This is a genomic window from Alcanivorax sp. NBRC 102024, assembly GCF_001602235.1.
Taxonomy (GTDB): Bacteria; Pseudomonadota; Gammaproteobacteria; order Pseudomonadales; family Alcanivoracaceae; genus Alcanivorax.
The window spans coordinates 46,997-71,928 of sequence record NZ_BDAS01000008.1 but is presented as its reverse complement, the minus strand read 5'-3'; the positions used below and the strand labels follow the sequence as shown (position 1 = coordinate 71,928).

Here is a 24,932-nt window from a genome sequence, read left to right as displayed (position 1 = left end):
TCTCCTATACCATCAGGCTGCCGTGCAACACGGCGATGCTGCGCAGGTTGCGGTACCACATTTCCAGCGGGTAATCGCGCACAAAGCCGGCACCACCGAACAGCTGGATACCGTTGGTACCAATCTCCATGGCTTTTTCCATGCACTGCAGCTGGGCCAGATAGGCCTCCCTGTGGAAATCCAGTCCCTGCTCCGCGCGGCTGGCGGCACGCAACATCATCAGACGCATGCCTTCGATCTCGATGCCCATATTCGCCACCATAAAGGCCACGGACTGACGCCAGGCAATGGGTTCACCGAAGGCCTTGCGCTCTTTCACGTAGGGAATGGCGTATTCCATGACCGCCTGACAGCAACCCACGGCCATGGCACATTGCCCAATACGGCTCAAGCCCAGCAGACGATCCAGATCAAAGTGCGGCAACCGGTCATGGGCCGGAACCCTGACGTTTTCCAGGCTCAGCGTGGCCGTATTGGCGCTGCGCAACCCCATGCAAGCCTCGGCAGCAATGGTCAGGCCCGGGGCATCCGCCGGCACCACAAACGCCGCCACCTCACTCTCCGTGGCAGCGATCACCACGAACCACTGACATTGGCCCGCCATGGGCACCAGGCTTTTCACACCGTTCAGCGTATAACCATCGCTTTCTTTACGGGCTGTTGTGGCCGGCATCGTCGGTTCGAAGGTGGCACGGGGTTCATTGAGGGCCACGGCGGCGCCAACGAAGGTTTCGGATGCCAACGCCGGCAACCAGCGCTCCTGCTGCTGCTCGTCAGCAAAATCCATCAGCGCATTCACCGCAGACAGGGGCTGGAGCGCCGCCAGGGTATGGGACATATCACCCTGGGCCAGGTCTTCCACGGCCAGGGCATTGGAGAGCGGCGAACGGGGCATGCCCACTCCCCCAAGGGCTTCCGGCATTGGCATCAATGCCAGACCAAAACCGCTAATGGCATCGAGCAGGCCCGCATCCGCCGCCGCAGCGTCATCGGCAGCTCTGGCCTGGTTTGACAAGGTATCGCGGGCGAGACGCCGCATGCTTTCGCGGGTAATACGCTGCTCTTCTGTCAGCGTGAGATCAAACAGTGGGGTCGACATGGTCTGGCCTCAGAGTGTCGGGTTAACACAACCAATCAAACGATTGTTTTACGCAACACAGTCTGTCAGCTTATGTCTACCTCTCACAATGACATCACTGTGACCCGGGATGAGAAAAACGGTAAAGTCGAAAAAAAGCCATCAGGCCAGCTACAGGATTGTGTTTCTTACGTGTTTACCCTGATCCCCGCCGACCCACCGGAACGGGCCATCCGCCTGCGCCGCCAGATCATGGCTCTTTATTCCTATTGCCTGTTGTGGGCGGGAACCATCATCGGTGTCGAGCTCAGCGCTTTTGCTCCCGACACCCCCCACCTGACCCTCTTTTCGGTCCTTTTTGCCATCAATCTGGTGTTTTTCCTGATCATTCGCAGCGGGCTCAGTGAGCGCTTCGCCGACCCCAGCCTGACCATTGTGCAGATGGCCACGGGGATCGTGCTGACCACAGTGATCCTTCACTACACCCGGGAGTTGCGCGGCGCCATGCTGAGCATCTACTTCATGGTCATGACGTTCGGCATCTTCGCCCTGGATCGGCGCCGCCAGATGGCCATGGCGGGTTTTACCCTGCTCTGTTTCACCCTGCTACAGATCTACGAGTGGCGGGAAACCCCCCAGCAGGCCATTTTTTCGTTTCTGATCGGACACTGGATCATTCTTGCCCTGATTCTCTGCTGGTTCATTTACATGGGGGGCTATATCCACAATTTGCAGACCCGGGTCAGGGACCAGCGGGAAAATCTGCGCGACGCCCATCGACGTCTGGAAGCCATTGCCGTCCGCGATGATCTCACCGGCCTGTACAACCGCCGCCATTTCCTGGAACGGCTGGAAGAGGAAATCTCCCTGGCCAACCGTAACCACACCAGCCTCTACCTGGCGATTATCGACCTGGACCATTTCAAGCAGGTCAACGACAACCACGGCCATCACAGTGGCGACGAAGTCCTTAGCCGCTTTGGCCGGATCGCCAGCCAGAGTCTGCGCAAGTCGGACCTCCTGGCCCGCTACGGGGGAGAGGAATTTGTGGTGCTGTTCCCCCATGCCTCGCAAAGCGCTTGCGAAGCGGCCCTTGAGCGCCTGCGCCAGCAGTTTTCAGAACAGCATTACGATTTTGCTCCATCGCTACAGACGACCTTTTCTGCCGGTCTCACCGCCTTTCAGGAAGGGGAAACGGCGGATCAGTTAACCAAGCGGGCCGATACCGCCTTGTATGAGGCAAAATCCCACGGCCGAGACCGGATCATCAGCCTGCCCTGAGCCAAACACCGGGAATGCCTGGAGCCCCTGAACAACTCCCGGTATGCTTGCGGCCAGCGGAGGACTCCATGTCAGATATCACCAATCCCAGCCTTAAAAATACCGTTCGCCAATATTTCCAGGACCAGGGTGATGACGCACCCACCTGGACGGAAATCCACGGCATGCTATGCGCGCTGGCCGTAGGACCAGAGGCGGAGACCGTAGACTATGCGGCGGAGCTGGAGATGCCGGTTCCCGAGGAAGTCTGTGATGCCCTCAACCGTCTCAAAGAGCGGCTGGTCACCCAGTTGCTGGGCGGCGATGCCATCAACCTGCCCTGCCTGCTGGACCCGTACCAGGACGATGACGGCCAGGACCTGGCAAGCTGGTGTGCCGGTTTCATGACCGGGGTGTTCGTGGATGAGCAAGCCTGGTACCAGGACGATGAAGAACAGATGGCGCAATTGCTGCTGCCCTTTATCCTGATCTCCGGCGTGGATGATGATGAAGCCCTGGACACGCTCTGGGACAACACCCAGCTTGTCCGGCAAATGGCCCTGAGTGTTCCGGAGATTCTGGAAGAGCTCTACCTGGTATTCCATGGCCCTGATCAGGGAGTGGACCCCGCTTAAGGAACCTTCCCCGCTAACGTGACACAGTTCTGCGCCTTGTTGCTTCTCTCCGACTAGTCTTGAGGTAAGCGCTGCCGCGATCCCAAAAACGCTTCTTACAAAGCGGCAGCCCGATAACACTCTGGGGGGAAATCAAGGTGCGCATCTGCATTGTCACCGGCCTGCTGATTCCGGCACTGGCCTTCGCTGAAACAGCCACCAACAACCCTTGCCCCACCTTGGTCAGTGCGGCTTTCACAACCGACGTGGAAGATCGCGAACCCGTTTCCTCACTGGCAACCGCCCCACTTTCAGCCAATGAACTGCTGTTTTTCACTGCCATCCAGGGTGGCAATGGCCAGCAGCTGCATCACACCTGGTCCTACAACGGTGACGCTATCGTCGATGTCACCCTGGCGGTAGGTTCGGACTACTGGCGCACCTGGTCATCAAAGACCTTTGCCGGCCTTGACCTGGCCGTGGGCGGTCAGTGGCAGGTCCAGGTTTCTACCCAAAGTGGCTGTCAGCTGGGAACCTGGACCCTGACCCTGAGTGAGGATGGGGCCGCCAGCCAGATGGCGCCTGCACACGCCACGCCACCGCCCCCCTCGGGGCACGCCGAGCCGGAAAGCGCGGATCCCTCACCGGTGGATCTCAGTAAACATTACGACGTTATCCGACAGTTGCTTGACCTTGGTGACACCCGCGCTGCCAAGGTGGCCATACGCCGTGCCCGGCAGCTCACCGACAACCCGCAACAACAGAGCGCGCTTGATTCCCTGGCCACGAATAACGAAGCCTTTGCGCAACTGGAGAGAATGATCCGCCAGCGGGATATCCATGGTGCCCGGGAATTGATGCAGACCCTGGAGATTTCGATCTCGCCCGACAGTCCGGTTTACCCGGCACTGCAAAGTCGGCAAAGGCTGCTGGAACGGCTGGAGGGCGACGACCGCAACGAACCGATCTTCCAGTCCGCATCCAGCCCCTGATCATGACGGGCCGGAGGCCTCAGTCATCCTTGAGGGAAAGGTGGCTGATATCCGGAACCACGGGCGCTTTTTCCTGTTTTTTCTGACCGAGCACCTCGCCGGTCTGTGCCATGCTCAAGTGGCTGACATCCGGTGCTGGCGGGGGTGCCTTCTTGTCGCTGTTATCCATTTTTGCGCCAACCTCCGCCACGGAAAAAGCGCCGGAAAATCCGGTGCCACCGGTGCGGATCGTGCCCACCGTTTCCAGCTCGCCCGTTGAGGCCTGCGCATCCCCCTGGCTGTCCGTTCGGACTGCGGCCGCCGTGTCCCGGACAGGCGCCGACGGTTGTGGGGCTGACGGCGGCGTCGCGGCTTCTGCCACCGGGCGCAATTCGCACTCGGCACCGGCCTGTTTCAGTACCGCCCGGAATTTCATGGCGGTGGCCTGATCCGCATCCTTTTTCAGCACCACAGGCTGGCCGGAGAACAGCTTCTCCACCCGCGGGGCCTCCATCTTGAAAATTTTTCCCAGGTTGGCCTTCACGGTGGCAAGGTCCGAGCCTTTCACCAGTTGACCGGTAAACACAATATGAAAACGGGCGTCGGCCATTGTGGCGTCCTCTCTCGTTGTTGCTGCCTTCCCCATGTGGCGATTGGGTCAGCAGGGTCAGTCATCGTCCAGCGGGGTTTGAGCGCGCGCCCCAGGCGAACCTCAACCCATCTGACTGGCAGCATATTCCGCCAGTGCAGCGATGGTCCGCGACGGATTCAAGCCCAATGCACGGGGCACCATGGCACCATCAATCACAAACAGATTGGGGTAGTTGAACACCTCTCCCCGGTGATCTACCACGCCCTGTTCCACAGAATCCGCCATATTGCAGCCCCCCAGAGGGTGAGGGGTCACCAGATCCTTGAACCAGTTCCATGTGGCTGGAGTCATGGGCTTGCCGCCAGTGGCGGCGGTCAAGGCCAGATGCCTGTCGGCAAGGGCCTGCACCGCTTTTTCTGCCTGGCGGTAATCCCAGTCCAGTTTCAGGCGGTCTTTTTTCCAGGGCCAGTACCAACGACGCCCCAGAGAGAAACGGCCGCCGGGATCATCCATGGCCTGTCCGAACCAGGGCATCATCTTCGCAAAGGGGTCACTGCTGTCACCGTATTCGACCATGGCAGCGCCCAGCCGGGTACCTGCGAATCGCGGATCCTTTCCCAGCCGTTCCATCCAGCTGCCGAGGATATCCGGCACGCCGCCATCTTCGACAAAGTAGCGCGCCCCGCCATCGGAGCCATCCAGATAGTCGATGGCGCTGGTGATGGTGGGCCCGCGAGTGGGCGAAACCCGGCGCTCGTCGTAGAAAGCCATGGTGGCAAAGTCGCCATTGCAGGACCAGTTATGGCCCAGCTTGCGGCTGAGTTTCGGCAAGGTCTTGTATTGATCCCGGCAGCGCAGCAGCAATTCCGTGGACCCCATGGAGCCGGCGGCCACGATCACTTTCTCCGCCTTGAAACGTCGCCAGCAATGACCCTCCAGGTCACGGGCCAGCACTTCATAGCCGCCGCCCTGCATAGCCCGAATGGTGCGCACATGATGCAGAGGACGAACATCGGCACCGGCATTCTCCGCCGCCGCCAGGTAATTCATGTCCAGGGTGTTCTTGGCTTGCACCGGGCAACCCAGATCGCAATTCCCGCAATGCACACAGGTGCCCTGGGTCTTGCCCTGTGGGTTCACCCAGGATTGGCTGTGGCCGTAGTCATAGGGATCATCACGCTCCGGGCTCCAGTCCGGATCGAAGGTGATCGCCTGGGGAACGATACGAAACCGCTCTCCGGCCCCCACCGCCTCGGCCCCCTCTTTCATCAGGTGGGTTCGTGCTGTCCACTGATTGGCCGGCAGCTCCTGGACGTTGAGCATGACACCGGTGGTGTCGTAATGAGGCTTGAGGGTGGTGTAGTCGATGGCCTCGGGCCAGCCCTGCGCAAAGGCCTCGGATCTGGCCTCAATGCTGACATTGGCGTAAATCAGGGAACCACCGCCAACGCCGGCACCGGTGGCGATACTCATGTCGCCGAAATAGCGAAAATCAAGCCAGCCGTTCTGTTTCTCAGGCTCGTCCTCATCCCAGAACCAGTCGCGCTGGGAAACCGAGGGATAGGCCTCAGGCAACCAGCGCCGGCCCCGCTCCAGCACGACCACCTGACTTCCCTTCTCCGCCATACGGCAGGCCATCACCGAGCCACCGAAGCCGCTGCCGATGATCAGGACATCCACATTTTCCATCGTCTCCCCCATCCCCTTTTCTTGTCGTTGCCTTTGCGACAACGCTATTTTAATCAAGGTTTTGCACTATAAAATTAACGCTCAATCCTGTCTATTTGCGGCACTTTCCAGTAATCTGGCCACTGTCTTCGCCGGCCTCATTGCAGCACCCATGGAACAGATCGATTTCGTCACTATTGAAGAGCAGCAACGCCCCCGCAAGCGTAACGGCGTCGCTCGCAAACCGGCTGCGAAGAAAGCCGCGAAGCCGCAGCGTCCGGGTGCCGTTCGCGATGGCTATCGCCGCCTCACCGCTGACATCCCCGCCGATCTGCATAAACGCCTGAAAATGCAGGCCCTGATGGAAGACCGTTCTGTTACGGAATTGATTGTTCAGGCCGCCGAGTGTTTTCTCCGTAATCGGGACTAGCCCGTCCACGTGTCGCCCTCATCCTTCACACAATCGTAACGCGCCTGTCATTCCTCCGCACTGTTCCACCCCCATCCTCCTCGTTGACGCCACCGTTGAGGAGCTCGCTGATGGCTGCGGATCTGTTTCTGTTGGGCTGTGCCCTGGTGTTCGGGGTAACCTTTCGCTTTCTGTTCCGTCACCTGCCGGAAGAGCGCTGGCAATTCGTGGCCTCGCTACCCCTGAAAAAAAACAGTGACGGTTCCTGGCAAGGCCTGAACCTGACCTTTTATGGGTTGTTCACCGGCATCTCCGGAGGGCTCGGCGTTGCCGCCTTTATTCTTTTGACGGCATCCGCCGGCGTTGCGCTGGGAACCGCCCTGCTGCTCACACTGGGCGTGCTTGCCATCTGCCTGCCCGCCGCCAAGATCATCGCCACTGTGGTTGAGAAGAACCGCCATGGTTTCACCGTGGGAGGCGCCAGCTTTGTCGGTATTCTTATCGCTCCCCTGTTTCTCTGGCTGGCGGATATGGCCAGCCAGCGCTGGTGGGATACGGCCCTGCCGATTCTGCCCATGTTGGCGGCCATGTCGATTGCCTATGTGTTGGGTGAAGGCATCGGCCGGCTGGCCTGCATCAGTTTCGGCTGCTGTTATGGCAAAGCGCTCAGACATTCACCTTCCTGGGCTCAGCGCCTGTTCAGCACCTTGAATCATGTGTTTATCGGCAAGACCAAGAAGATCGCCTTTGCCGGCGAAATGGAGGCAGTGAAGGTCATCCCCATCCAGGCAATCACCTGCGTGGTGTACACCGCTCTGGCCCTGTTGTGCAGCGCGCTCTTCTTCCACCAGCAGTTTGCCCTGGCCTTTGCCCTGAGCCTGGTGGGAAGCCAGTTGTGGCGGGTTTATTCGGAGACACTGCGGGCGGACTACCGAGGCGGCAGCAAGCTGTTCTCCGTCTACCAGATGATGGCCCTCTTTGCCGCACTCTACGGCATCGTCATCAGTCTGGTACTGCCGGTCCATGCGGGTCTGGTACCGGATCTGGCAGCAGGCCTGGGCGCTCTGTGGTCACCGGGGGTGATTCTCAGTCTGCAGGTGATCACCGTGACCATGTTCTTCTTTTCCGGCACCAGCACCATCACCACCGGGGAGCTTCGCTTCGGCCTGGCCGCTGACTGGCGCAGCCAGGCAGGCTGTGAAGAGGAAGGGTGCAAGGGAGAGGGAAAGGCGGCAGCTTGAACAGCTGCAAGCTACAAGCCTCAAGCTACAACACGAGAAACGAATGTAGGGTTTCCAACGTATGAAGCCGCGCCCAGGACTCGGGCGCGGCCTCTTACGTTTCAAATACCAACATGATTGAGCCGCGTTGTAGCTTGTAGCTTGAGGCCTTGACCTCACCCCAACGCCACCGCTTTCACCTGCGCATACAACTGCGCACCGGGAAATACCTCCAGCTCCCGGGCGGAACGGCTGGAGATACGGGCCAGCAGCCGCTGGTCCCCCAGGACCAGTTGCACCACCGCCTGGCCCGGGCCCACTTCACGCAGACCTGCCACCTGAACCGGGTGGATATTGAGAATGCTGGAATCCTCTGGCGCCTGCCTGCACAGGCTGACATCCCTGGCCGCAATCCGCAGCCGCACCGGGGCATCTCCGGCCACCTGTCGCGCCGCCGGCAGCCAGAATGTCTGCCGCGCCACGTTCACTGCCTGCAAATGATCCCGACTGTCGTAAGCGCCTAACTCTCCGTACAGCAACGCGGTAGCATCGCCCCGCTGGGCCAGCGGGCCATCCAGCCGTGCCAGCTCCTCATGGGCCTTGCCACTTGCCACGATCCGCCCCTGTTCCATCAGCCAGACTTGCCGCGACAGGGTCAGCAATTCATCCAGGTCGTGGGTAACGTAAATCACCGGTACCTGAGTGGCGATGGCGCTGATCATGCCAAGAAGCTCCTGCTTGTGGCCATGATCCAGCGCCGACAAGGGTTCATCCAGCAGCAACAACTCCGGGCCGGCCATTAAGGCGCGAGCCAGTGCCACCCGCTGGGCCTCACCACCGGACAGTGTCTCAACAGAACGGGCCAGCAGGGGTTCAATGTGGGTCTGGCCGACCACCCTCGCCAGATCTTCCCCACTGGCACCGCGGCGCTTTCTCACATAGTCCAGATTGCCGCGAACATCCAGATGGCGAAACAGGGTCGGCGCTTGAAACATCATACCCAAGGGCCGTTCCCAGGGAGGAAGCCGGAAACCCTCGGTATGCCACAATTGATCCCCGAAGCGGATTTCCCCCTCGCATTCCTGGAGCCCGGCCAGCATTCGCAGCAGGGTACTTTTGCCGGAGCCGGAAGGGCCAAACAGCACAGTCACGCCACTGGCGGCAAGCTGTGCCTGTACCTGCAGACGGCATTGCCCCACCTGCCCGGCCAGGGAAAATGCCAGACTCAAGGCATCACCCCCACGTTCTGTTTGCGCTGCCAGCGGAACAGGGCCCACAACATCATCACCGACATTACCAGCAGCACACCGGCCAGCCGATGGGCATTGGCATAGTCTCCAGCTTCCACATGTTCATACAGCGCCACGGATGCCACACGGGTTTCTCCGGCAAGGCTGCCACCGATCATCAACACCACACCGAATTCCCCCAGCGTATGGGCAATACCGAGAATAGCCGCGCTGGCATAGCCCTGCCGGGCCTGGGGAATCACCAGCGAGAAGAATCGGTCCAGGGGACGGGCACCCGAGACCGCCGCCATATCCAACTGCCTGGTCTCGATGGCGGCGAAGGCATTCTTCAGGGGCTGCAGGACAAATGGCAGCGAGTAGATCAGCGACCCGATCACCAGGCCGGTAAAGCTGAACGCCAGGGAACGGGCCTCTCCCCACTGGGTCAGCCAGCCACCGGGACCGTTCGGCCCCAGCCCGATCAGCAGATAAAACCCCAGCACCGAAGGCGGCAGTACCAGTGGCAGGGCCAACAAGGCTTCCAGTAACGCCTGACCGGGCAAACGGCGGCGGGCCAGCCACCAGGCCAGCGGCGTACACACCAGCAGCAGGATGGCGGTGGTGACCAGCGCCAGTTTGATGCTTACCCAGAGCGCCAGCCAGTCGCCATCACTCACCATCGTCATCGGCGACCTCGTCAGTACCGTATCCCAACCCGTTAATTCTCTCCCGGGCCGGGGCAGAAAACAGAAACGCATAAAAATGCCGGGCGGCCTCGGAATCCCTGAGCAGGCCCGCCTGTTGGCGTATGGGAGGATAAAGGCCATCGGGAATACGCCACTGCCGCCCACCCTTGTCCTGCACCTGACTCAAGGCGACAAATGCCGCCTGGGCGGCACCACTGTGCGCAAAGTGATAGCTCTGACCCACGTTCTCTGCCTGCACAAGAACCACCGACTCAGGCAGCGGAAAGCGTGCCAGTACCACCTGGGCGGCTTCCCCATAGGGGGCGGTGCGGGGATTAGCCATGGCCACCGGCGACACCTGACCGGCGACCAGCGACGGCCCGGCCAGGACCGGCCCGGCATCCGGTGACCACAACACCAGTCTGCCAATTGCATAGGTCCGTACCGTCTCCGGCAGAATCAACCCTTCCGAGGCCAGCTCTTGCGGTCGACGAGCGTCCGCGGCCAGGAAAATATCATAGGGCGCGCCTTGACGAATCTGGGCCGCAAGCTTGCCGGTGGACCCCACCGTGACCTGAATCTCTGCCTCCGGGTGGTGCTGGTGATAGGCCTCAACCAGTTGCTTCAACGGAGAAGAAAAATTGGCGGCAACGGCAACCTGTACAGGCTCCGCCGCTGCGGTGGCCGCCACCATCAACAACAGGCTGACAAGCAAACACTTCATGAAGGCTCCAGGACGATGACCAGGCAGGGCCCAGTCTATGTCATCAAGCCGGGCGGCACTATTGGTGATCCGCCTCGTAAGCTCAGGAGCGAGGTACGAGTAGCGAGTAACGAAAACAAGCTTTTGCTCTTCGCCACTCGTAACTCGTGTCTTGAAACTGGATAGCTCAGGATTGCTTGCGGGGATTCTGACCGCGATGCTGGCGGCCGCGAGCGCGGGCCAGTTCGATCTGCTTCTGCCGTTCGGCAAAACGCGCCTTTTGTTCCGGTGAGGATTCGTCGAAGCACTTCGGGCAGGACACCCCCAACTGGAATTTTTCCGACGCCTTTTCCTCTTCACTGATGGGTCGGCGGCAGGCGTGGCACTGGTCAAATTCACCGGGGTTAAGGTCGTGATCAACAGTCACCCTTTCGTCAAAGACGAAACACTCCCCTTCCCACAGGGATTCTTCTTTCGGCATCTCTTCCAGATATTTGAGAATGCCTCCCTTCAGGTGATAGACCTCTTCAAAGCCCTGCTCTTTCAGGTAGGCAGTGGATTTCTCACAACGGATGCCGCCGGTACAGAACATGGCCACTTTCTTGTGCCTGGCCGGGTCCAGGGTCTCTTTCACATACTCGGGAAACTCCCGGAAGGTTCGGGTTTCCGGGTTGATGGCGCCCTTGAAGGTGCCCACTTCCACTTCATAATCATTGCGGGTATCGATCAGCAGGGTTTCCGGATCACTGATCACCGCGTTCCATTCTTGCGGGCTCAGATAGGTGCCCACGGTACGGTTGGGGTCGATGCCTTCCACCCCCATGGTGACAATTTCTTTCTTGAGTTTCACCTTGGTACGCAGGAAGGGATGCGCGTCGTGGAAGGATTCCTTGTGCTCCAGATCCGCCAGACGGGGATCCTCACGGAGCCAGCCAAGTACCGTGTCGATACCCGCCCGTGGACCGGCGATGGTGCCGTTAATGCCCTCGTTGGCCAACAACAGGGTGCCGCGCACATCCTGTGCGAGCATCAGCGCCAGAAGGGGCTCGCGCAACTGCTCGAAATCGCCCAGACGGACAAACTTGTACAGGGCAGCAACGACGATGCTGTCCGACCTTTCCACTTTATGCTGACTCACGCCTTGAACTCCGGATCGTGCTTACTGCCACCAAGACAGTCAGGGGATTCACTCACCTCGCCGCCCTTGGCCTGCCACTCCGCCACGGTATAGGTATGCAGGGCCAGTGCATGCACCGGACCCGCCAGCTCCTCGGCCAGAACCTTGTAGAGCATCTGGTGGCGACGCACCAGCAACATACCGTCAAAGGCGTCGCTTACCAGCACCAACTTGAAGTGGGTTTCTGAATTGGGTGGCACACTGTGCTTGTGACTTTCGTTTTCCAGGGCCAAATGTGCCACAGGGACAGCCTCGGAAACCTTGCGCTCGATCAATGTTGCTACGCTCATGGCACTCACCACCCGGGGATACAAAACCATTATAGCGCGGCGTCAGGGCCGCGCGGGGGCAGTATTCTACGCGCTTTGCCAGGTCCTGAGAAATGTCCGGCGGTCAGACACTCCCGCTCACTGCGGGGCAGGAATGATGGACTCCCACAGCGTCTCGGCATCCTTGTCCAGCAAGGCGGCCATCTCCTCGCCCGGCCCGAACTGGCGCACCTTGCGCCCGGCGGACCAGCCGTGCCAGCCAGGAGCCTTGCCGTGAGCAAAGTCGCCCCAGGCGGTCTGTACCTGACGGGACAAGGTCCTGGCGGCATCTCCACCGCCGGTGAAATAGATTCCCGCCGGGGTATCGGTGACGCCAAACACGAAGGGCACATCCACCACATGACAGGCTCCCAGTGGCAAGCCGAAGGGTTCGCTCTGCCAGGTAAACTGGAATCCCCAACAGTCCGCATTATGGCGGCTCTGGGCATCCAGCAACCGCAATGTGGGCACACGGAAGAGACGATCAGATTCCATGGCCGAAAATATATCCAGCGGACTGCGGCGGGGATCCGGTTTCACCGTGGAATGGTAATACTCGAACGCCCGGGCCCCATTGCCCGGCAGGCCACGCTCGAACCGACGCTGGATTTCCTGATCATCCGCCTCCCGCAGGGAATCCATTTTCACCGTGCCAGCCAGGACGCCGGCGTACTGGAAAAAGTGATATTCATCCCGGCAAACCCCCGCCAGCAGTCTCTTGTCCGCAGCAGCACCGGCGGCAATGGCATCAATCGGCGACTGCGGCAACAGGTCCCCATCCACCATGGGAAGAAAGTTCATCGCAAACTGTGGCGTGGTGGTGCGAAGCCCTCGATCCACCAGCACTTTCACCGCCTGGTTCTGGGCCTTGATCCAGTCTTTTGCGGTGCTGTCGCTTAGCTTCTCTGCGGCACTGCCCGCGCCCGGCAATGCCGCCACAAAAGCGTCGGTGACCCTGCGGACCTGCTCCGGCGCCAGCACAAAATCCGCCGCGCCGGACTGCGAGATGGCAGCATGGAACAGTGAGGCCGCCCGCGGACATGCCAACAGAGCACAGACGCTGAAGCCACCGGCGGATTCTCCGAATACGGTGACCCGGCCGGCATCACCGGCAAAACCGCTGATGTTTTCCTGCACCCACTCCAGCGCCGCCAGTTGATCGCGCAGGCCCAGATTACTGTCCGCATCCAGTTCCGGTGCCACCGCCGTGAAATCCGCAAAGCCCATGGCCCCCAACCGATAGGCCGCATTGACTACCACCACCCGCTGGCTTCGAGCCAGTTCCGCCCCGTTGTACAACGGTTGCGAGATGGAGCCGGCCAGGTAAGCGCCGCCATGGAACCAGACCATCACCGGAAAGGGCCCCTCCCCTTCGGGCACCCAGATATTCAGGTACAGGCAGTCTTCGCTGGACTCGTGGACCCCCATCAGCGGGTTCTTCATCTGCAGGGAGGGTTGGGGATAGTGATCTGCTACCACCGCATTATCACCGTCCGGCAACGGCCGGGGGGCCTTGAACCGATGCTCACCCAGCGGTGGCAAGGCAAACGGGATGCCCCTGTATTCGGTGACACCGTTTGCGGTCAGCCCCTGATAACGGCCCTGACGAATCACTGCTGACATAGCTGAGTCCTTTTCCGGTTTCTGTCCGACAGCCTTGTTGTCTCCTGCACGCTTTGGCGCCGGGCAACGGCCTTGTGAATTGCCACCATGGCCCACAGGGCAAAGGCTGACCGCAGACCATAGCAAATTACCTACTGATAAGTAGGCCAAAGCTCATGTTTAATTGTTAGACAACATTAACAACACTGTCAGAAACCTGACTTACACTTGTTCACGCCCTCGCAGCCACCGCCAGAGGGCTTTGCTAATCCATTTTTCTAGGAGGGAAGCCCCCCATGAGCAACGCTACGATCGAGCAACTCAACGAGCGCTATGAACAAGTTACCACCGAAGCCAAAGCGGCTCTGGAGAAACTGAACACCGCCGTGCGTGGTGCCTACACCCGTCTGGAAGAAAACGGCAACGAACTGTTCCAGACGCTGGTAAAAACCGGTGAGAAACGTCAGAAAGCCCAGAGCAAACCCCAGAAGAAAACTGCCGCCAAGAAACAGCCGTCCCAGCTGGACGAAGTGCGTGGCAAGGTTGCCACCGCCCTGGGTCTGCCCACCCGTGATGAGGTGGAAGCCCTGAACAAGAAGCTTGCTTCCCTGACCCGCAAGGTCAACAAGCTGGCCAAAGAAGCGAAATAACCGCGCTTTGCCCGCTTCGGGGGCGGCATCGCCGCCCCCGCTCCTTCCCCTTTGTCTCACCTGAACCGTTGACTTCGCCGCTCGCCTCTCGTTATCTAGTGCAACCCACTGATAACAAAAACCACGCGAGTCATGATGTCCGCCAGCCTCACCTCTTCACTGAAATTGCGCACTGTCGCCCCTTTCTGGCTTGAATTCCTGCTGGATGCTGCCCTGCGGGCCGGTGTCGACCTGAGTGGTCCCCTGGTGGACCTGGGGATCAGTAACGATGATCTGGAAAATCCTCAGTCGCGGATCGCCATGACGGTGGAGAACCAGCTACTCAAGCAGGCCATCCTGCAAAGCGGTGACCCGCTGTTCGGTCTGCACATGGGCGAAGGGATCCGCCCCCGTTTTATGGGCGAACTGGGCTATGCCAGCATGTCCAGCGCCACCCTGGGGGATGCCATCGAGTTGATGATCCCTTTTGCCAATGTCACCAGCGAATGCGCCAAATTACGCTTCGAGTGGCGCGACAAACACCTTTGGCTGATCTGGGAAAGTGATCTGGAAGCGCTCTCCACTTATCCGGCCCGCATTGATGCCCACTTCGCCGGCGCTATCATCTACGGCCGCTGGCTGATCGGCAAGGAACTGTCTCCGACCCGGGTGCTGTTTCACCATGCCCCCCAGGGCGATGAGCAGGAATATCAGCGGATATTCCGCTGTGACGTGGCCTTTGAACAGCCACTCAATGCCATCGTGCTGGAAGCGGATTTGCTGGACCTGCCGTTGCGCGATGCGGACCCGGAAATGCACAAGGTGGCCCGTTCGCGCATGCAACGGGCCGTTACCCAGTACCATGCCCGCGATAACCTGCTGGAGCAGGTACGTCTGGAGATTCAGAAACGCCTGCAGCAGGGTGTCCCACAGCTGGAGCCGATCGCCGACCAGTTGGGCATCAAGCCCTGGACCTTGCGTCGTCAGCTGCGCGCGGAGAACACGGACTTTTCCAGCTTGCTGGAAGACGAGCGTCGGCGCCTGGCCTGCGACTGGCTGCTGCACAGCGACCGTTCCGTAAACCAGATCGCCCTGGATCTGGGTTACTCGGAGCAAAGTGCCTTCAACCGGGCCTTCAAGCGCTGGTTCGGTGTGACCCCGGTGCACTACCGGGAACAACCCGGCAGCGCGCTAACCCCCGACGATTGAGGCGCCCCGCCAGCGACGCTTGCATTGCCCGAGGGTCAGCCCCCGGGCAAATCCATCCACCAGGGTCTCGCCCAGATGCCCCTGCAACATGCGGGTGGACATGGGCATTAACCGATAGTAGAGCCCCGCCAGTTGCTCCACCGTAGCCACTTCTTCCCGCCAGCCCGCCAGCCAGTGCGGGTAGCTGGACAGCTGGCCGGCAAGAATGGCCTGGGCGGCCAGTTGCCCACTGAGCACAGCACCATAGATGCCCTCCCCCAGCAGCGCTTCGGTGCAACCGGCCGCATCCCCGGCAAACAGGATGCGCCCGTGACACAAGCGGGCGCGGGGCAGCCAGGTGCCCAGCGGGTAACCCTGCATATGGGAGGGACTGACCCCCAGCCGTTGCTGACTGTAGCGCTCAAGCTGCTCACGGCCGGGGGAAGCCAGGCCATGGCGCCACACATAAAGCCCCACATTGACATGATCCCCCTTGGGAAACAGCCAGCCGTAGCCCCCCTTGATTGCCGCAAAATCCAGGGTCATGCCCGGATACCGGGTCAGTCGATCCCGGGGCACACAGCCTTCAATCGCCATGGCGCCGGGGTAACGACGTTCTCCCAGGAGTTTTCGCACCGGGCTATTGGCACCATCAGCGGCAATCAGTGTGTCGCTCTGGAAACGCTCTCCCTCGCGGGTGGTTACGGTGACCCCGTTGCCATCCTGCTTGATGGCATGAATCCCCCGGGTCTGTCGGAAACAGGCCCCCTGCTGTTCTGCCTGTTGGCGGCAAAAGGCATCCAGTTCGCCCCGTTCGGTCATCACACAGAACGGGGCCGGGGCCTGCAGCGACCGGTCCCTGCCTGGAAAGCGCCCGATCCGGAGAGTGGATACCACCTCACGGACCACGGGAGCAATGGAGAAGCGGTAGCGATTCAGGGTTTTGGCCGTCACTCCGCCGGCACAGGGTTTTTCCTGTCCCCCGGCACGGGACAGCACCAGGACACGCCGCCCTGCCGCCGCCAGATCCCAGGCGGCGGCACAGCCGGCCTGGGCCGCTCCGACGATTATCACATCCCATTGGGTCATTCCATGCCTCGAGTCAGTCAAACGGACTTCGGTCCAAGTATGAATAGGCCTGTGCTTCCTTTATAATGCGCCCCGTCCGGGACCCCTGACCCATGGCGGGATTTGCCATTGCTCAGTGGCTCCCCTGGTTTCAGCCCCATAAGTTCTCCCGAATTCAAGCTAGGAGATTGTTAATGAAAGCACCCGTACGCGTAGCCGTTACCGGCGCCGCTGGCCAAATCAGCTATTCCCTGCTGTTCCGTATCGCCTCCGGCGACATGCTCGGCAAAGACCAGCCCGTTATTCTGCAACTGCTGGAAATCACCCCGGCCATGGAAGCCCTGAAGGGCGTTATCATGGAACTGGAAGATGGTGCCTTCCCGCTGGTCGCCGGCATTGTTGGCACCGACGACGCCAACGTGGCCTTCAAGGACGCCAACTACGCGTTGCTGGTTGGTGCTCGTCCCCGTGGACCGGGCATGGAGCGTAAAGATCTGCTGGAAGCCAACGCAGCAATCTTCTCTGCCCAGGGTAAAGCCATCAATGACAACGCCAGCAAAGACATCAAAGTGCTGGTTGTCGGCAACCCGGCCAACACCAATGCCCTGATCGCCCAGCGCAACGCGCCGGACATCAACCCCCGTCAGTTTACTGCCATGACCCGCCTGGACCACAACCGTGGCATGGCGCAGCTGGCCAACAAACTGGGCAAAACGGTCAACGACATCACCAAGATGACCATCTGGGGCAACCATTCCTCTACCCAGTACCCGGACCTGCACCACTGTGAAGTGGACGGCAAGGCAGCCATCGACCAGGTGGAGCAAGACTGGTACGAAGGCACCTACATCCCGGAAGTCCAGCAGCGCGGTGCCGCCATCATCAAGGCCCGTGGCGCCTCCTCTGCCGCTTCCGCTGCTTCTGCCGCTGTGGACCACATGCGTTCCTGGGCCCTCGGCACTGCCGACGGTGACTGGGTCTCCATGGGCATCTACAGCGACGGTTCCTACGGCATCCAGGAAGGCCTGATCTACTCCTTCCCCTGCACCTGCAAGGATGGCGACTGGAGCATCGTTCAGGGTCTGGAAGTGAACGATTTCTCCCGTGGCAAGATGGAAGCCACCGAGAAGGAACTGGCGGAAGAACGTGACGCCGTTTCCCACCTGCTGCCGTAAGGTTTCGCAGGCATGAAAAAGGGGCTCTTCGGAGCCCCTTTTTTGTGTTTGGCTTCTAGCCAAGCTCAGTAGTCATAACCCTGTTCATATTCCATTTGCATCGCCTCGCTGCGCTGCAGATAGCCTTCGTACTGAGTCATGGCCATGGGAATCACCACTCCCACGTAACCCACCATCAACAGCAGAAAAATCCAGAAGGCCGCTATTACACCGCCCGAATTTGCCACCGGCGCAGCGCCGTAGTTATTTTCTCCCTCTGAACCTTTTTTGAACAGCAACACCAGCCCAAGCACGATATTCACCAAAGGCACCAACATCAACAGACTTAACCACCCGCTGGCATTGATGTCATTCAGGCGGCGTACCATGTAACCCCAGGAAAACACCAACACCACGATAGCGCCCACAGCAAACAGCAAACCAATAACGACCCCCATAGAACTATCAGCAAATGCCGGAATCATGATCGCAGCAAGAACCCCAAGTACCGCATAAAACATCAGCGTCAGGCCTGTGGCATAAGCGAAATAACGCATGCGGCCTATCCGGCCGGATAACGACAGGAACTTGGGCTGATAATTGCCAACACCGGTCATAGACACATCGGCCTTTGGCGCCTGGTAAGGCTGGTTCATGTTGTCCCCCTAATAGACAAGTTTTTGTGAATCAAAACTAAAGAGTATGCCGACGACTGAAGTCGTCCATGGCCCGCAGCAAATCCCGACGACTGATCTGCCCCACCAAACGGCCACCTTCCAGCACCGGCAAACGCCGACGGTGGTCCGCCAGAAACACTTCCGCCACATCCAGAATGGAGGTTTCCCCGGTCACCGTCTGCAGGTCCACGCTCATGTATTCCTTCACCGGCCCGATTTCCGTGCCGTGATAGCTGGCTTCGAGGGCCCCTTTGAGACAATCGGATTCAGAGAAAACCCCGACCAGACTGCCATTTTCATCAACCACCGGTGCCCCGGAAATCTTGTGCTCGAGAAATACACGGATGGCCTCATTCACCGACATCTCCGGGCGGATGGTCACCAGCCGCCGGGTCATATAATCCGCAACCTTGATGGACTTGAGCATAATGGCTTCCCTTTTATACGCGACCAGCGGGTCGACGTCCTCTGCCTGACGCTCCCGTCATAGGGTGGCGCAACCAGCCTCCTTTATAGCAGAAAAACCCTATAAGACCACCGCATTCGACCCCATAACGGCATAAGACGAGCGGCTGTGGTCAAAGCAGTGCAATACGCGTAGTTTTGCAGAAAAAATATAATCCCATGGAGGGGTACACAATGAACCGCAGAAAAGAAGATGTAACGACCTGCAACAGATTTCGTAGTGACCGGTTTTTCACCGAAGGCAGTCAGTGGTACTACGCAACAAGGGAAAATACTATCGAGGGCCCCTTTGAGAGCCGCGAAGAAGCCGAAAATGACCTGACGTTTTACCTGAGAGACATTCAGGCCAAAGAGAGCTTCGGCCTGAAACTGGCCCGTGCACCCGGTAACCCGGGAATCAGGCGGTAACTACAGTAAAGGCTTTGGTGAAGTGATGATGCCGTTGTTGTCCGCATAGACATAATCACCCGGGCGGAACGTGGCCCCACCAAAGGTAATCTCGATATTGAGTTGCCCCTCATCGCGACGCACGGACTTGATGGGTACGCAGCCAAGGGTGACAACACCGATATCCAGCTTGGCCAGCTCGTCCACATCCCGGCATGCACCGTAGATGATCACCCCTTCCCAGCCATTCTTTACCGCATTTTCGGCAATCATGTCGCCGATCAGGGCGTTGCGCAGGCTGCCGCCGCCATCAACCACCAGCACCTTGCCCTTGCCATCCGTGCCAAGGTGCTCCTTGACCCGGCTGTTGTCCTCGAAACATTTCACCGTCACCACTTCACCACCGAAGGCGTTGCGACCGCCATAGCTGAACCAGTTATGGCCGGTTACCACAGAAACACTGTCGGCGTTGTCGTCACAAAGATCACAGGTCACAAAGGTCATACTGACTCCTAAAACAATGGCGAATTCGCTGTGGCGGACAGCAGGCTGGGATCAACTCCACCCGCTTGCCCTACTCGCCTTTCATTTCCCGTTGGTTTCGGAACTTGCCGGCAAATACCAGAAAGTCCCGGTAGCGTAATTTATAGAGACCGGTCTGCGGCCCTTCCAGCGCCATGCCCACCATGGCATCAGCAACCTTGTGGCTGTCCACCGGTAACCAGTGGGCATCAGTCCAGCGGGTGAGCGGCTCGATGACCCGGTTGAAGATATTTCCCCAGTCTTCCGCCGGGCGCCGGTCTTCACGCTGGCCCCGTAAAAGGGATGGCTGCAGGATGGCCAGCAATGGCAATTCCAGCTTGATCAGCGCCCTTTCCATCTGCCCCTTTACGCGGGAGTAGAAAAACGGTGAGCGGGAATTGGCATTGACCGCCGATACCACCAGAAAGCGCTGCACGCCGGCACGCAGGGCCATCTGCCCCGCCAGCACCACCAGATCATGATCCACATGACGAAACGCTTGCCGGGAGCCGGCTTTTTTCATGGTGGTACCCAGGCAGCAGAACACATCATCCACCTGGAACGATGACTGGCAGGCTTGCATGTCATCCAGGTCAATCACCTGCACATCCAGTTTGGGATGCTCGACCGATAACGGTCGGCGACACAGTACCCGTACCTGGTCGTATTCATCGCTCTCAAGCAGATTGGCAAGACAATCTTGGCCTACCAGTCCCGTTGCCCCCAGCAGCAAGGCTTTTCTTGTCATTCTTCATCCTCATCGTGATCCGGCTCGGCAGGCAACCAGCGCCGCAATACGGTCTCCAGTGCATCAAGGTGTACCGGTTTTGCCAGAAAATCATCCATTCCCGCCGCCAGACAACGGGCCTGCACCCCTTCCGCGGTGTTGGCAGTGATCGCCACCACAGGGGTACGCTGACCATCGTTCTGTTTCTCCCGGGCGCGGAGCTGACGGGTGACTTCAAAGCCATCCATTTCCGGCATCATGCAATCCATCAGAATCAGATCGAAATTTTCCTGATCCAGCAGGGCCAGTGCGGTCTCGCCGTTGCTGACGGTCTTGACCTGATACCCCAGCTTGCTGAGCATGCCGCGGGTCACCAGTTGGTTGACCTCGTTATCTTCCACCAGCATCAACCGGAATTGCTTGCGGCGCAGGCGCTCCTCACGGGTTTGCATGGGGGCATCCCCCACCGGTTGCTGGCGTTGCAGCCCCACCAGTCGGGCCAGGGCGCTGCGCAAACTGCGCCGATGGGCCGGGCGCACCAGCACCACCAGATCATGTTTATCGATCAGTTTCTGGACCGCCGGGGTACCACGCTCTTCGATGGTGGCCAGGAGAACCAGTCGCACCGGCCGCAGGGACGGGTCCTCCAGGACATTACGGCACAGATTCAGGGCCAGTTCCGGCCGCGTCCAGGTGTCCACCAGCAGCAGATCAAAATCACTATGTTCCCGGTGACCGGCCCGCAGGGCCTGCAGGGCATGGTCGTAACCCTGGGCCGACGAACACTGACAATCCAGGGTTTCCAGTTCTTCCTGCAAACAGGCCACGGTGCCGGAAGCCGCTCCCACAACCACGGCCTCTGCCCCATCCAGCGCCCGCACCAGATCCTGGGATTCGCGCATGTCCGGTTGCATCTGCACCGGCACCGTAAACCAGAAGGTCGACCCTTCACCGGGCACGCTCTCTGCCCCCAGTGTGCCCCCCATGGCGTCAATCAGCCCCTTGCAGACCAGCAAGCCGAAACCGGTATGGCGGCTGCTGTAGACATCCTGCCCTTCATCGATAAACCGATCCTGGAACAGATGACGCAGGGTTTCCGGGTCCATGCCCACGCCCTCGTCACTGAGCCTTACCCGCAGTACGCCACTGCTTTCGCTTTCCACGGTGAAATCCACATCCAGGCGGATTTCCCCGTTATCGCTGAACTTGATGGCATTACTGAACAGATTGTTGAGCACCTGCATAAGGCGCTCACGGTCACCGCGAATGCGCTTGGGCAACAACCGGTCGATGACACAGGTCAGCTCCAGCCCGGTGTTCTGTGCCATGGGGCCAAAGGCTTCCAGGGCCTGTTCAATGGCGGTGCGGAAATCGAAGAATTCGGAATTCAGCGTGATTCGGCGCGACAGGATGCGGGAATAATCCAGCACATCATCAATCAACGACAGCAACAGCTTGCCGCTGCGTCCGGCCACCTGGAGGTAATCTTTCTGCTCGTCATCCAGACGGGTGTCTTCCAGCAATGACATCATGCCCATGAGGGAATTCATTGGTATACGCAGTTCATGGGCAAGCCGGTACACGAGGCTGAGCTGCACCTCCGTACTGCTTCTCACCGGCTGCTGGCTGCTGCTTTCACCGCGTCCCCGCCGCTCCCGAGTCATGGCATGCCAGAAGGTTTCATACTGGCCGCGGTAGAGTCGGAACAGGTAGAAGGCATAAATGCTGATCATGATCGCGATCACCCAGTCGTGCAGGGATCCGGTGATCAGCAGTACCAACACGGTGGGCAGGAACATCAGCACGATATAGGCCTGACGTACCCGCAGCCCGGCCATCCAGGAGCTGCCCAGAGCCGTGGTCACGCCGACGTTATAGAGGAGTACCGCGAAGAAGTTGAAGCCCGAGCCCAGCCGCCAGGCCAGCCAGGCAGGAAGCAGCCCCCACAGCAGGGCATGCATGGCCAGACCGACACCAAACAGCTTGCGCCAGCGTGCCGGCCCCGAGCCATAGAGGGCATCGAATCGGGCAACCAGCCATAACCGATAGGCGGTGACGGCCAGAACGGCCCCGCCTCCAATGAGCGCTTCCAGTTCGAAACTCTGATAAACCTGCCCCCAGGCAAAAACCAGGGCATAAATCAGAAGGGCCGCCAGAACGCCCATCAGGGAATTCTTGGCGGCCCCGTAATCGACGCGCTTGAGAACCTTGCGATCTTTCTTGTATGACACCGTGTCGCGTTCCGTGGAACCTGTTTGGATGTGTCGCGCTACGTTATCACTGCTTTTCCGGGCTGGCTACTCCGCCTCGCACGATCCAGCGCAATCAGCAGCGGCACGAAGAAGAAAAAGTCCACAAACAGCGCCATGGCGATGGTGATCGCCGACAACAGCCCCATACTGGCATTGGGATAGAAGTGGCTGGTGCCAATGATCGCGAAATTGGCCACCAGCACCACAGAGGTCGCGACCAGGGCCACCCCCACGGTGCGGAAGGCATAATCCACGGCTTTCTCGGTATTCAGACCCAGCTCTCGCTTGGCACGGACATACTTGCTGAGGAAATGCACCGTATCATCCACCACGATCCCCAGTGTCATGCAGGCCACCACCGACACGGCCAGCCCGATCTCACCATTGATCAACCCCCAGAGGCCGAACGCCATGGCCGCCGGCAGCAGATTGGGAATCAGGGAAAGCAGGCCATAGCGGACTGAACGCAGAGCCAGAATCAGCAGTACCGACACACTGACCAAGGCAATCAGCGCCCCACCCAGCATGCTTTCGATGTTGCGCATGGTGACGCGGCCAAACAGGATATCCATCCCTGTTCCCCGGGTCTGCATGGTCGCCGGCCAGTTATCCTGCATCCACTGCTCTACCCGGTCGTTGAAGTCCAGCACCGGCTTTGACCCGATATTCTTCAGCACCACGATGGCCCGCGCCTGGCGCTTGTCGATATCCAGTTGATCTTCCAGCCCGAGCCCCTGGGGCAAGGACAGCTCATACAGAAGGGTGTACTGGGAAATCAGTTCCCGGGAATCGGGGATTCGGTAGTAAGCGGGATCGCCACCGTGCAAGTCGCGGTTAAGTCGCTTGATCACATTGGTGTATGAGGTGGCATAGACCACTTCATCCTGTTGCTCCAGCCATGTCATCAGCGCATCCAGATGCTGAAGATACGCCGGCTCCATGGTCCCCCCGGATTCGCCGGAGGGCACCGCATAATCAATACGGTGCATACCGGTCATTTCCGCCATAGCAAAATCGTTGACCCGCCTTACCTCGAACGTCTCGTCGAAGTATTCATTGAACACATCATTGGTCCGGTTGAGTCCCACACTGGCCGTCAGCAGCACTACCACCACCGACATACCCGCCAGCCAGCGCTTGTAGTGACGGTTCAAGTGCGCAGCCAGGGCACTCATCCACGGGGCATAATCCCGCTGCCTGCCGGGCTCGATACGGTGCGGCAACAGCATCACCAGTGCCGGTAACAGCAATACCGAGAAGACAAAAGCCAGCAAGACGCCAATCAGCACCACATTTCCCAGTGCCCGGAACGGCTGGGATTCGGAAAAATTGAGGATGGCAAACCCGATTGCCGTGGTCAGGCTGGTCAGCCAGATCGGCTGCAGATTGATACGCAGGCTTTCCATCAGTGCTGGCGTCTTGGCAATCCCCAGCAGGCGTTCATGACGATAACTGGCAAGAATGTGCACGGAATCCGCCACCGCCAGGGTCAGAATCATGGCCGGGGCCATCCCCACGATGGGAGAAAACTCGATCCCCAACCACATGGCGATTCCCATGGCCGAGGCAATGGAGAAGGCAATCACCACCACGGTAACGGCCACAAACATGAGGCTGCGCAGGATCAGCCACAGGCAAAGCAGCATGACCACAAAAGCCAGTGGCAGCGTGGTCGCCATGGACTGCTCCGTGGCCTCCGCTGACGCCTGGGAGAACACCACAGTACCGGTCACCATGAAGTCGATATCCGGGTATTGCTCTGCGTAGGACCGAGCCATTTCCCGAGCCGCAGCGGTGATTTCCGGGGCCTCGGTATTGCCCTCGCTCATGGTCACCGTGGCCACCACCCCGGCCACATGGCCCTTGTCCGACACCAGACGTCCCACCAACGCCGGCTCGTTGAGGGCAATGTCACGGGCCTGATCAATCTCGTCCGCCGACATGGAAAGGGCGTTTTCCACCAGGGGCGCCACAAAAAGGTCATCCCCCTCCACTTCCGTGTGCTGGAAATTGGTCAGCGAATCCACCCGGGTGGAATGTGGCAGCGTCCAGGCATCGTCGGTCAGGGCTTCGATCGCCGCCAGGGCCTGCGGCTCAAACACCCGGTCATTCTTCGGGTGGACGACGAACAACACCATTTCGTTGGCCGTGAAGCTGTCTTCCAGGGAGACAAAGCGTTTGAAATCCGGGTTCTCTTCCGTGAAGAAAATGCGCGGATCGTTGTTGTTGTGGAAATGGCTCATACCCGCAGCCATGGCAAGGCACAGGCCCGTGCAGACCAGCAGTACCCACACCGGATGGGCGACCACCCAGCGACTCCAAGCGTCTTTCATTCGTTACCCCCAT

General features: G+C 59.6%; 25 protein-coding genes. 9 read left to right on the top strand and 16 right to left on the bottom strand.

All coding sequences use genetic code 11. The annotated features are described in order from the left end of the window. Positions 1–4 precede the first annotated feature (4 nt). Positions 5–1,099, bottom strand: a complete 1,095-nt coding sequence (locus A0251_RS12835) for an acyl-CoA dehydrogenase family protein (protein WP_062817252.1) — start codon at positions 1,097–1,099, stop codon at positions 5–7. A gap of 171 nt (positions 1,100–1,270) precedes the next feature. On the opposite strand from A0251_RS12835, the gene A0251_RS12830 reads away from it, so the two are divergent. From A0251_RS12830 to A0251_RS12820, 3 genes are all read left to right on the top strand, one after another. Further along, positions 1,271–2,359, top strand: a complete 1,089-nt coding sequence (locus A0251_RS12830; RefSeq protein ID WP_231866006.1) for a diguanylate cyclase — start codon at positions 1,271–1,273, stop codon at positions 2,357–2,359. Positions 2,360–2,427: 68 nt separating this feature from the next. Then, positions 2,428–2,973, top strand: a complete 546-nt coding sequence (locus A0251_RS12825) for a YecA family protein (RefSeq protein ID WP_062817251.1) — start codon at positions 2,428–2,430, stop codon at positions 2,971–2,973. A 137-nt stretch (positions 2,974–3,110) separates the two neighbouring features. Next, entirely contained in the window at positions 3,111–3,944 is an 834-nt protein-coding gene (locus A0251_RS12820) for a DUF2914 domain-containing protein (protein ID WP_062817250.1), read from the top strand. 19 nt (positions 3,945–3,963) lie between these two features. Here the strand turns inward: A0251_RS12820 and A0251_RS12815 are convergent, their stop codons facing one another. Further along, positions 3,964–4,533, bottom strand: a complete 570-nt coding sequence (locus A0251_RS12815) for a hypothetical protein (protein WP_062817249.1) — start codon at positions 4,531–4,533, stop codon at positions 3,964–3,966. 102 nt (positions 4,534–4,635) lie between these two features. Next, positions 4,636–6,204, bottom strand: coding sequence for a GMC family oxidoreductase (locus A0251_RS12810; protein WP_062817248.1), 1,569 nt, complete (start codon positions 6,202–6,204; stop codon positions 4,636–4,638). A 151-nt stretch (positions 6,205–6,355) separates the two neighbouring features. Here A0251_RS12810 and A0251_RS12805 point away from each other — a divergent pair, with 151 nt between their 5' ends. Then, the gene (locus A0251_RS12805) at positions 6,356–6,613 is read left to right on the top strand and encodes a hypothetical protein (RefSeq protein ID WP_062817247.1); all 258 of its coding nucleotides are present in this window, start codon (positions 6,356–6,358) and stop codon (positions 6,611–6,613) included. A gap of 110 nt (positions 6,614–6,723) precedes the next feature. Continuing rightward, a complete protein-coding gene (locus tag A0251_RS12800) occupies positions 6,724–7,833 on the top strand; it encodes a prolipoprotein diacylglyceryl transferase family protein (RefSeq protein ID WP_062817246.1) in 1,110 nt (369 codons plus the stop codon). A gap of 155 nt (positions 7,834–7,988) precedes the next feature. Here A0251_RS12800 and modC read toward each other — a convergent pair whose 3' ends face one another. The 6 genes from modC to A0251_RS12770 form a co-directional block, all read right to left on the bottom strand. Continuing rightward, positions 7,989–9,041, bottom strand: a complete 1,053-nt coding sequence (gene modC, locus A0251_RS12795; RefSeq protein WP_062817245.1) for a molybdenum ABC transporter ATP-binding protein — start codon at positions 9,039–9,041, stop codon at positions 7,989–7,991. Further along, positions 9,038–9,721: a molybdate ABC transporter permease subunit gene (gene modB, locus A0251_RS12790; protein WP_062817244.1), complete on the bottom strand. Its 684-nt coding sequence runs from the start codon at positions 9,719–9,721 to the stop codon at positions 9,038–9,040. Before modB ends, modC begins: the two co-directional genes overlap by 4 nt. After that, complete coding sequence (gene modA, locus A0251_RS12785) at positions 9,711–10,451, bottom strand: molybdate ABC transporter substrate-binding protein (protein WP_062817243.1); 741 nt, start codon at positions 10,449–10,451, stop codon at positions 9,711–9,713. The genes modB and modA overlap by 11 nt, the downstream gene beginning before the upstream one ends. A 166-nt stretch (positions 10,452–10,617) precedes the next feature. After that, a complete protein-coding gene (locus A0251_RS12780) occupies positions 10,618–11,568 on the bottom strand; it encodes a rhodanese-related sulfurtransferase (protein ID WP_062817242.1) in 951 nt (316 codons plus the stop codon). Continuing rightward, entirely contained in the window at positions 11,565–11,897 is a 333-nt protein-coding gene (locus tag A0251_RS12775) for a BolA family transcriptional regulator (protein WP_062817241.1), read from the bottom strand. Before A0251_RS12775 ends, A0251_RS12780 begins: the two co-directional genes overlap by 4 nt. Positions 11,898–12,014: 117 nt before the next feature. Further along, positions 12,015–13,538 carry a carboxylesterase/lipase family protein gene (locus A0251_RS12770; RefSeq protein WP_062817240.1) on the bottom strand — a complete coding sequence of 508 codons (1,524 nt, stop codon included), beginning with the start codon at positions 13,536–13,538 and terminating at the stop codon, positions 12,015–12,017. A 275-nt stretch (positions 13,539–13,813) separates the two neighbouring features. Here A0251_RS12770 and A0251_RS12765 point away from each other — a divergent pair, with 275 nt between their 5' ends. Next, positions 13,814–14,167, top strand: a complete 354-nt coding sequence (locus A0251_RS12765; protein WP_062817239.1) for a hypothetical protein — start codon at positions 13,814–13,816, stop codon at positions 14,165–14,167. Positions 14,168–14,299: 132 nt separating this feature from the next. Further along, on the top strand, positions 14,300–15,355 hold the full coding sequence (locus tag A0251_RS12760; protein ID WP_062817238.1) for an AraC family transcriptional regulator: 1,056 nt from the start codon (positions 14,300–14,302) through the stop codon (positions 15,353–15,355). Here A0251_RS12760 and A0251_RS12755 read toward each other — a convergent pair. After that, positions 15,338–16,423, bottom strand: coding sequence for a geranylgeranyl reductase family protein (locus A0251_RS12755; RefSeq protein ID WP_062817237.1), 1,086 nt, complete (start codon positions 16,421–16,423; stop codon positions 15,338–15,340). The genes A0251_RS12760 and A0251_RS12755 overlap by 18 nt on opposite strands. 173 nt (positions 16,424–16,596) lie before the next feature. Between A0251_RS12755 and A0251_RS12750 the strand changes: the two genes are divergently transcribed. Further along, positions 16,597–17,577 (top strand): malate dehydrogenase, encoded by a 981-nt coding sequence (locus tag A0251_RS12750; RefSeq protein WP_062817236.1) that lies wholly within the window; start codon positions 16,597–16,599, stop codon positions 17,575–17,577. A 65-nt stretch (positions 17,578–17,642) separates the two neighbouring features. On the opposite strand, the gene A0251_RS12745 is transcribed toward A0251_RS12750, so the two are convergent. Further along, a complete protein-coding gene (locus tag A0251_RS12745) occupies positions 17,643–18,212 on the bottom strand; it encodes a DUF805 domain-containing protein (protein ID WP_062817235.1) in 570 nt (189 codons plus the stop codon). 37 nt (positions 18,213–18,249) lie between these two features. Continuing rightward, positions 18,250–18,660 carry a CBS domain-containing protein gene (locus A0251_RS12740; protein WP_062817234.1) on the bottom strand — a complete coding sequence of 137 codons (411 nt, stop codon included), beginning with the start codon at positions 18,658–18,660 and terminating at the stop codon, positions 18,250–18,252. A gap of 212 nt (positions 18,661–18,872) precedes the next feature. On the opposite strand from A0251_RS12740, the gene A0251_RS12735 reads away from it, so the two are divergent. Continuing rightward, a complete protein-coding gene (locus A0251_RS12735; protein WP_062817233.1) occupies positions 18,873–19,106 on the top strand; it encodes a DUF6316 family protein in 234 nt (77 codons plus the stop codon). On the opposite strand, the gene rraA is transcribed toward A0251_RS12735, so the two are convergent. The 4 genes from rraA to A0251_RS12715 form a co-directional block, all read right to left on the bottom strand. Further along, positions 19,107–19,589 carry a ribonuclease E activity regulator RraA gene (rraA, locus tag A0251_RS12730; RefSeq protein WP_062817232.1) on the bottom strand — a complete coding sequence of 161 codons (483 nt, stop codon included), beginning with the start codon at positions 19,587–19,589 and terminating at the stop codon, positions 19,107–19,109. 70 nt (positions 19,590–19,659) lie between these two features. Next, the gene (locus A0251_RS12725; protein WP_062817231.1) at positions 19,660–20,355 is read right to left on the bottom strand and encodes an NAD(P)H-binding protein; all 696 of its coding nucleotides are present in this window, start codon (positions 20,353–20,355) and stop codon (positions 19,660–19,662) included. Then, positions 20,352–22,565, bottom strand: a complete 2,214-nt coding sequence (locus tag A0251_RS12720; RefSeq protein WP_062817230.1) for a response regulator — start codon at positions 22,563–22,565, stop codon at positions 20,352–20,354. The genes A0251_RS12725 and A0251_RS12720 overlap by 4 nt, the downstream gene beginning before the upstream one ends. A 38-nt stretch (positions 22,566–22,603) precedes the next feature. Next, entirely contained in the window at positions 22,604–24,919 is a 2,316-nt protein-coding gene (locus A0251_RS12715) for an RND family transporter (protein ID WP_062817229.1), read from the bottom strand. Positions 24,920–24,932: the final 13 nt, after the last annotated feature.

What these genes read in the sequence shown, in the direction of transcription:
- A0251_RS12805 (WP_062817247.1), top strand. Translation starts at nt 6,356, where the DNA reads ATGGAACAGATCGATTTCGTCACTATTGAAGAGCAGCAACGCCCCCGC.
- modB (WP_062817244.1), bottom strand. Translation starts at nt 9,721, where the DNA reads ATGGTGAGTGATGGCGACTGGCTGGCGCTCTGGGTAAGCATCAAACTG.
- A0251_RS12775 (WP_062817241.1), bottom strand. Translation starts at nt 11,897, where the DNA reads ATGAGCGTAGCAACATTGATCGAGCGCAAGGTTTCCGAGGCTGTCCCT.
- A0251_RS12735 (WP_062817233.1), top strand. Translation starts at nt 18,873, where the DNA reads ATGAACCGCAGAAAAGAAGATGTAACGACCTGCAACAGATTTCGTAGT.
- A0251_RS12815 (WP_062817249.1), bottom strand. Translation starts at nt 4,533, where the DNA reads ATGGCCGACGCCCGTTTTCATATTGTGTTTACCGGTCAACTGGTGAAA.
- A0251_RS12825 (WP_062817251.1), top strand. Translation starts at nt 2,428, where the DNA reads ATGTCAGATATCACCAATCCCAGCCTTAAAAATACCGTTCGCCAATAT.
- A0251_RS12740 (WP_062817234.1), bottom strand. Translation starts at nt 18,660, where the DNA reads ATGCTCAAGTCCATCAAGGTTGCGGATTATATGACCCGGCGGCTGGTG.
- A0251_RS12750 (WP_062817236.1), top strand. Translation starts at nt 16,597, where the DNA reads ATGAAAGCACCCGTACGCGTAGCCGTTACCGGCGCCGCTGGCCAAATC.
- A0251_RS12725 (WP_062817231.1), bottom strand. Translation starts at nt 20,355, where the DNA reads ATGACAAGAAAAGCCTTGCTGCTGGGGGCAACGGGACTGGTAGGCCAA.
- A0251_RS12835 (WP_062817252.1), bottom strand. Translation starts at nt 1,099, where the DNA reads ATGTCGACCCCACTGTTTGATCTCACGCTGACAGAAGAGCAGCGTATT.
- A0251_RS12765 (WP_062817239.1), top strand. Translation starts at nt 13,814, where the DNA reads ATGAGCAACGCTACGATCGAGCAACTCAACGAGCGCTATGAACAAGTT.
- modA (WP_062817243.1), bottom strand. Translation starts at nt 10,451, where the DNA reads ATGAAGTGTTTGCTTGTCAGCCTGTTGTTGATGGTGGCGGCCACCGCA.
- rraA (WP_062817232.1), bottom strand. Translation starts at nt 19,589, where the DNA reads ATGACCTTTGTGACCTGTGATCTTTGTGACGACAACGCCGACAGTGTT.
- A0251_RS12745 (WP_062817235.1), bottom strand. Translation starts at nt 18,212, where the DNA reads ATGAACCAGCCTTACCAGGCGCCAAAGGCCGATGTGTCTATGACCGGT.
- A0251_RS12755 (WP_062817237.1), bottom strand. Translation starts at nt 16,423, where the DNA reads ATGACCCAATGGGATGTGATAATCGTCGGAGCGGCCCAGGCCGGCTGT.
- A0251_RS12810 (WP_062817248.1), bottom strand. Translation starts at nt 6,204, where the DNA reads ATGGAAAATGTGGATGTCCTGATCATCGGCAGCGGCTTCGGTGGCTCG.
- A0251_RS12800 (WP_062817246.1), top strand. Translation starts at nt 6,724, where the DNA reads ATGGCTGCGGATCTGTTTCTGTTGGGCTGTGCCCTGGTGTTCGGGGTA.
- A0251_RS12770 (WP_062817240.1), bottom strand. Translation starts at nt 13,538, where the DNA reads ATGTCAGCAGTGATTCGTCAGGGCCGTTATCAGGGGCTGACCGCAAAC.
- A0251_RS12715 (WP_062817229.1), bottom strand. Translation starts at nt 24,919, where the DNA reads ATGAAAGACGCTTGGAGTCGCTGGGTGGTCGCCCATCCGGTGTGGGTA.
- A0251_RS12760 (WP_062817238.1), top strand. Translation starts at nt 14,300, where the DNA reads ATGATGTCCGCCAGCCTCACCTCTTCACTGAAATTGCGCACTGTCGCC.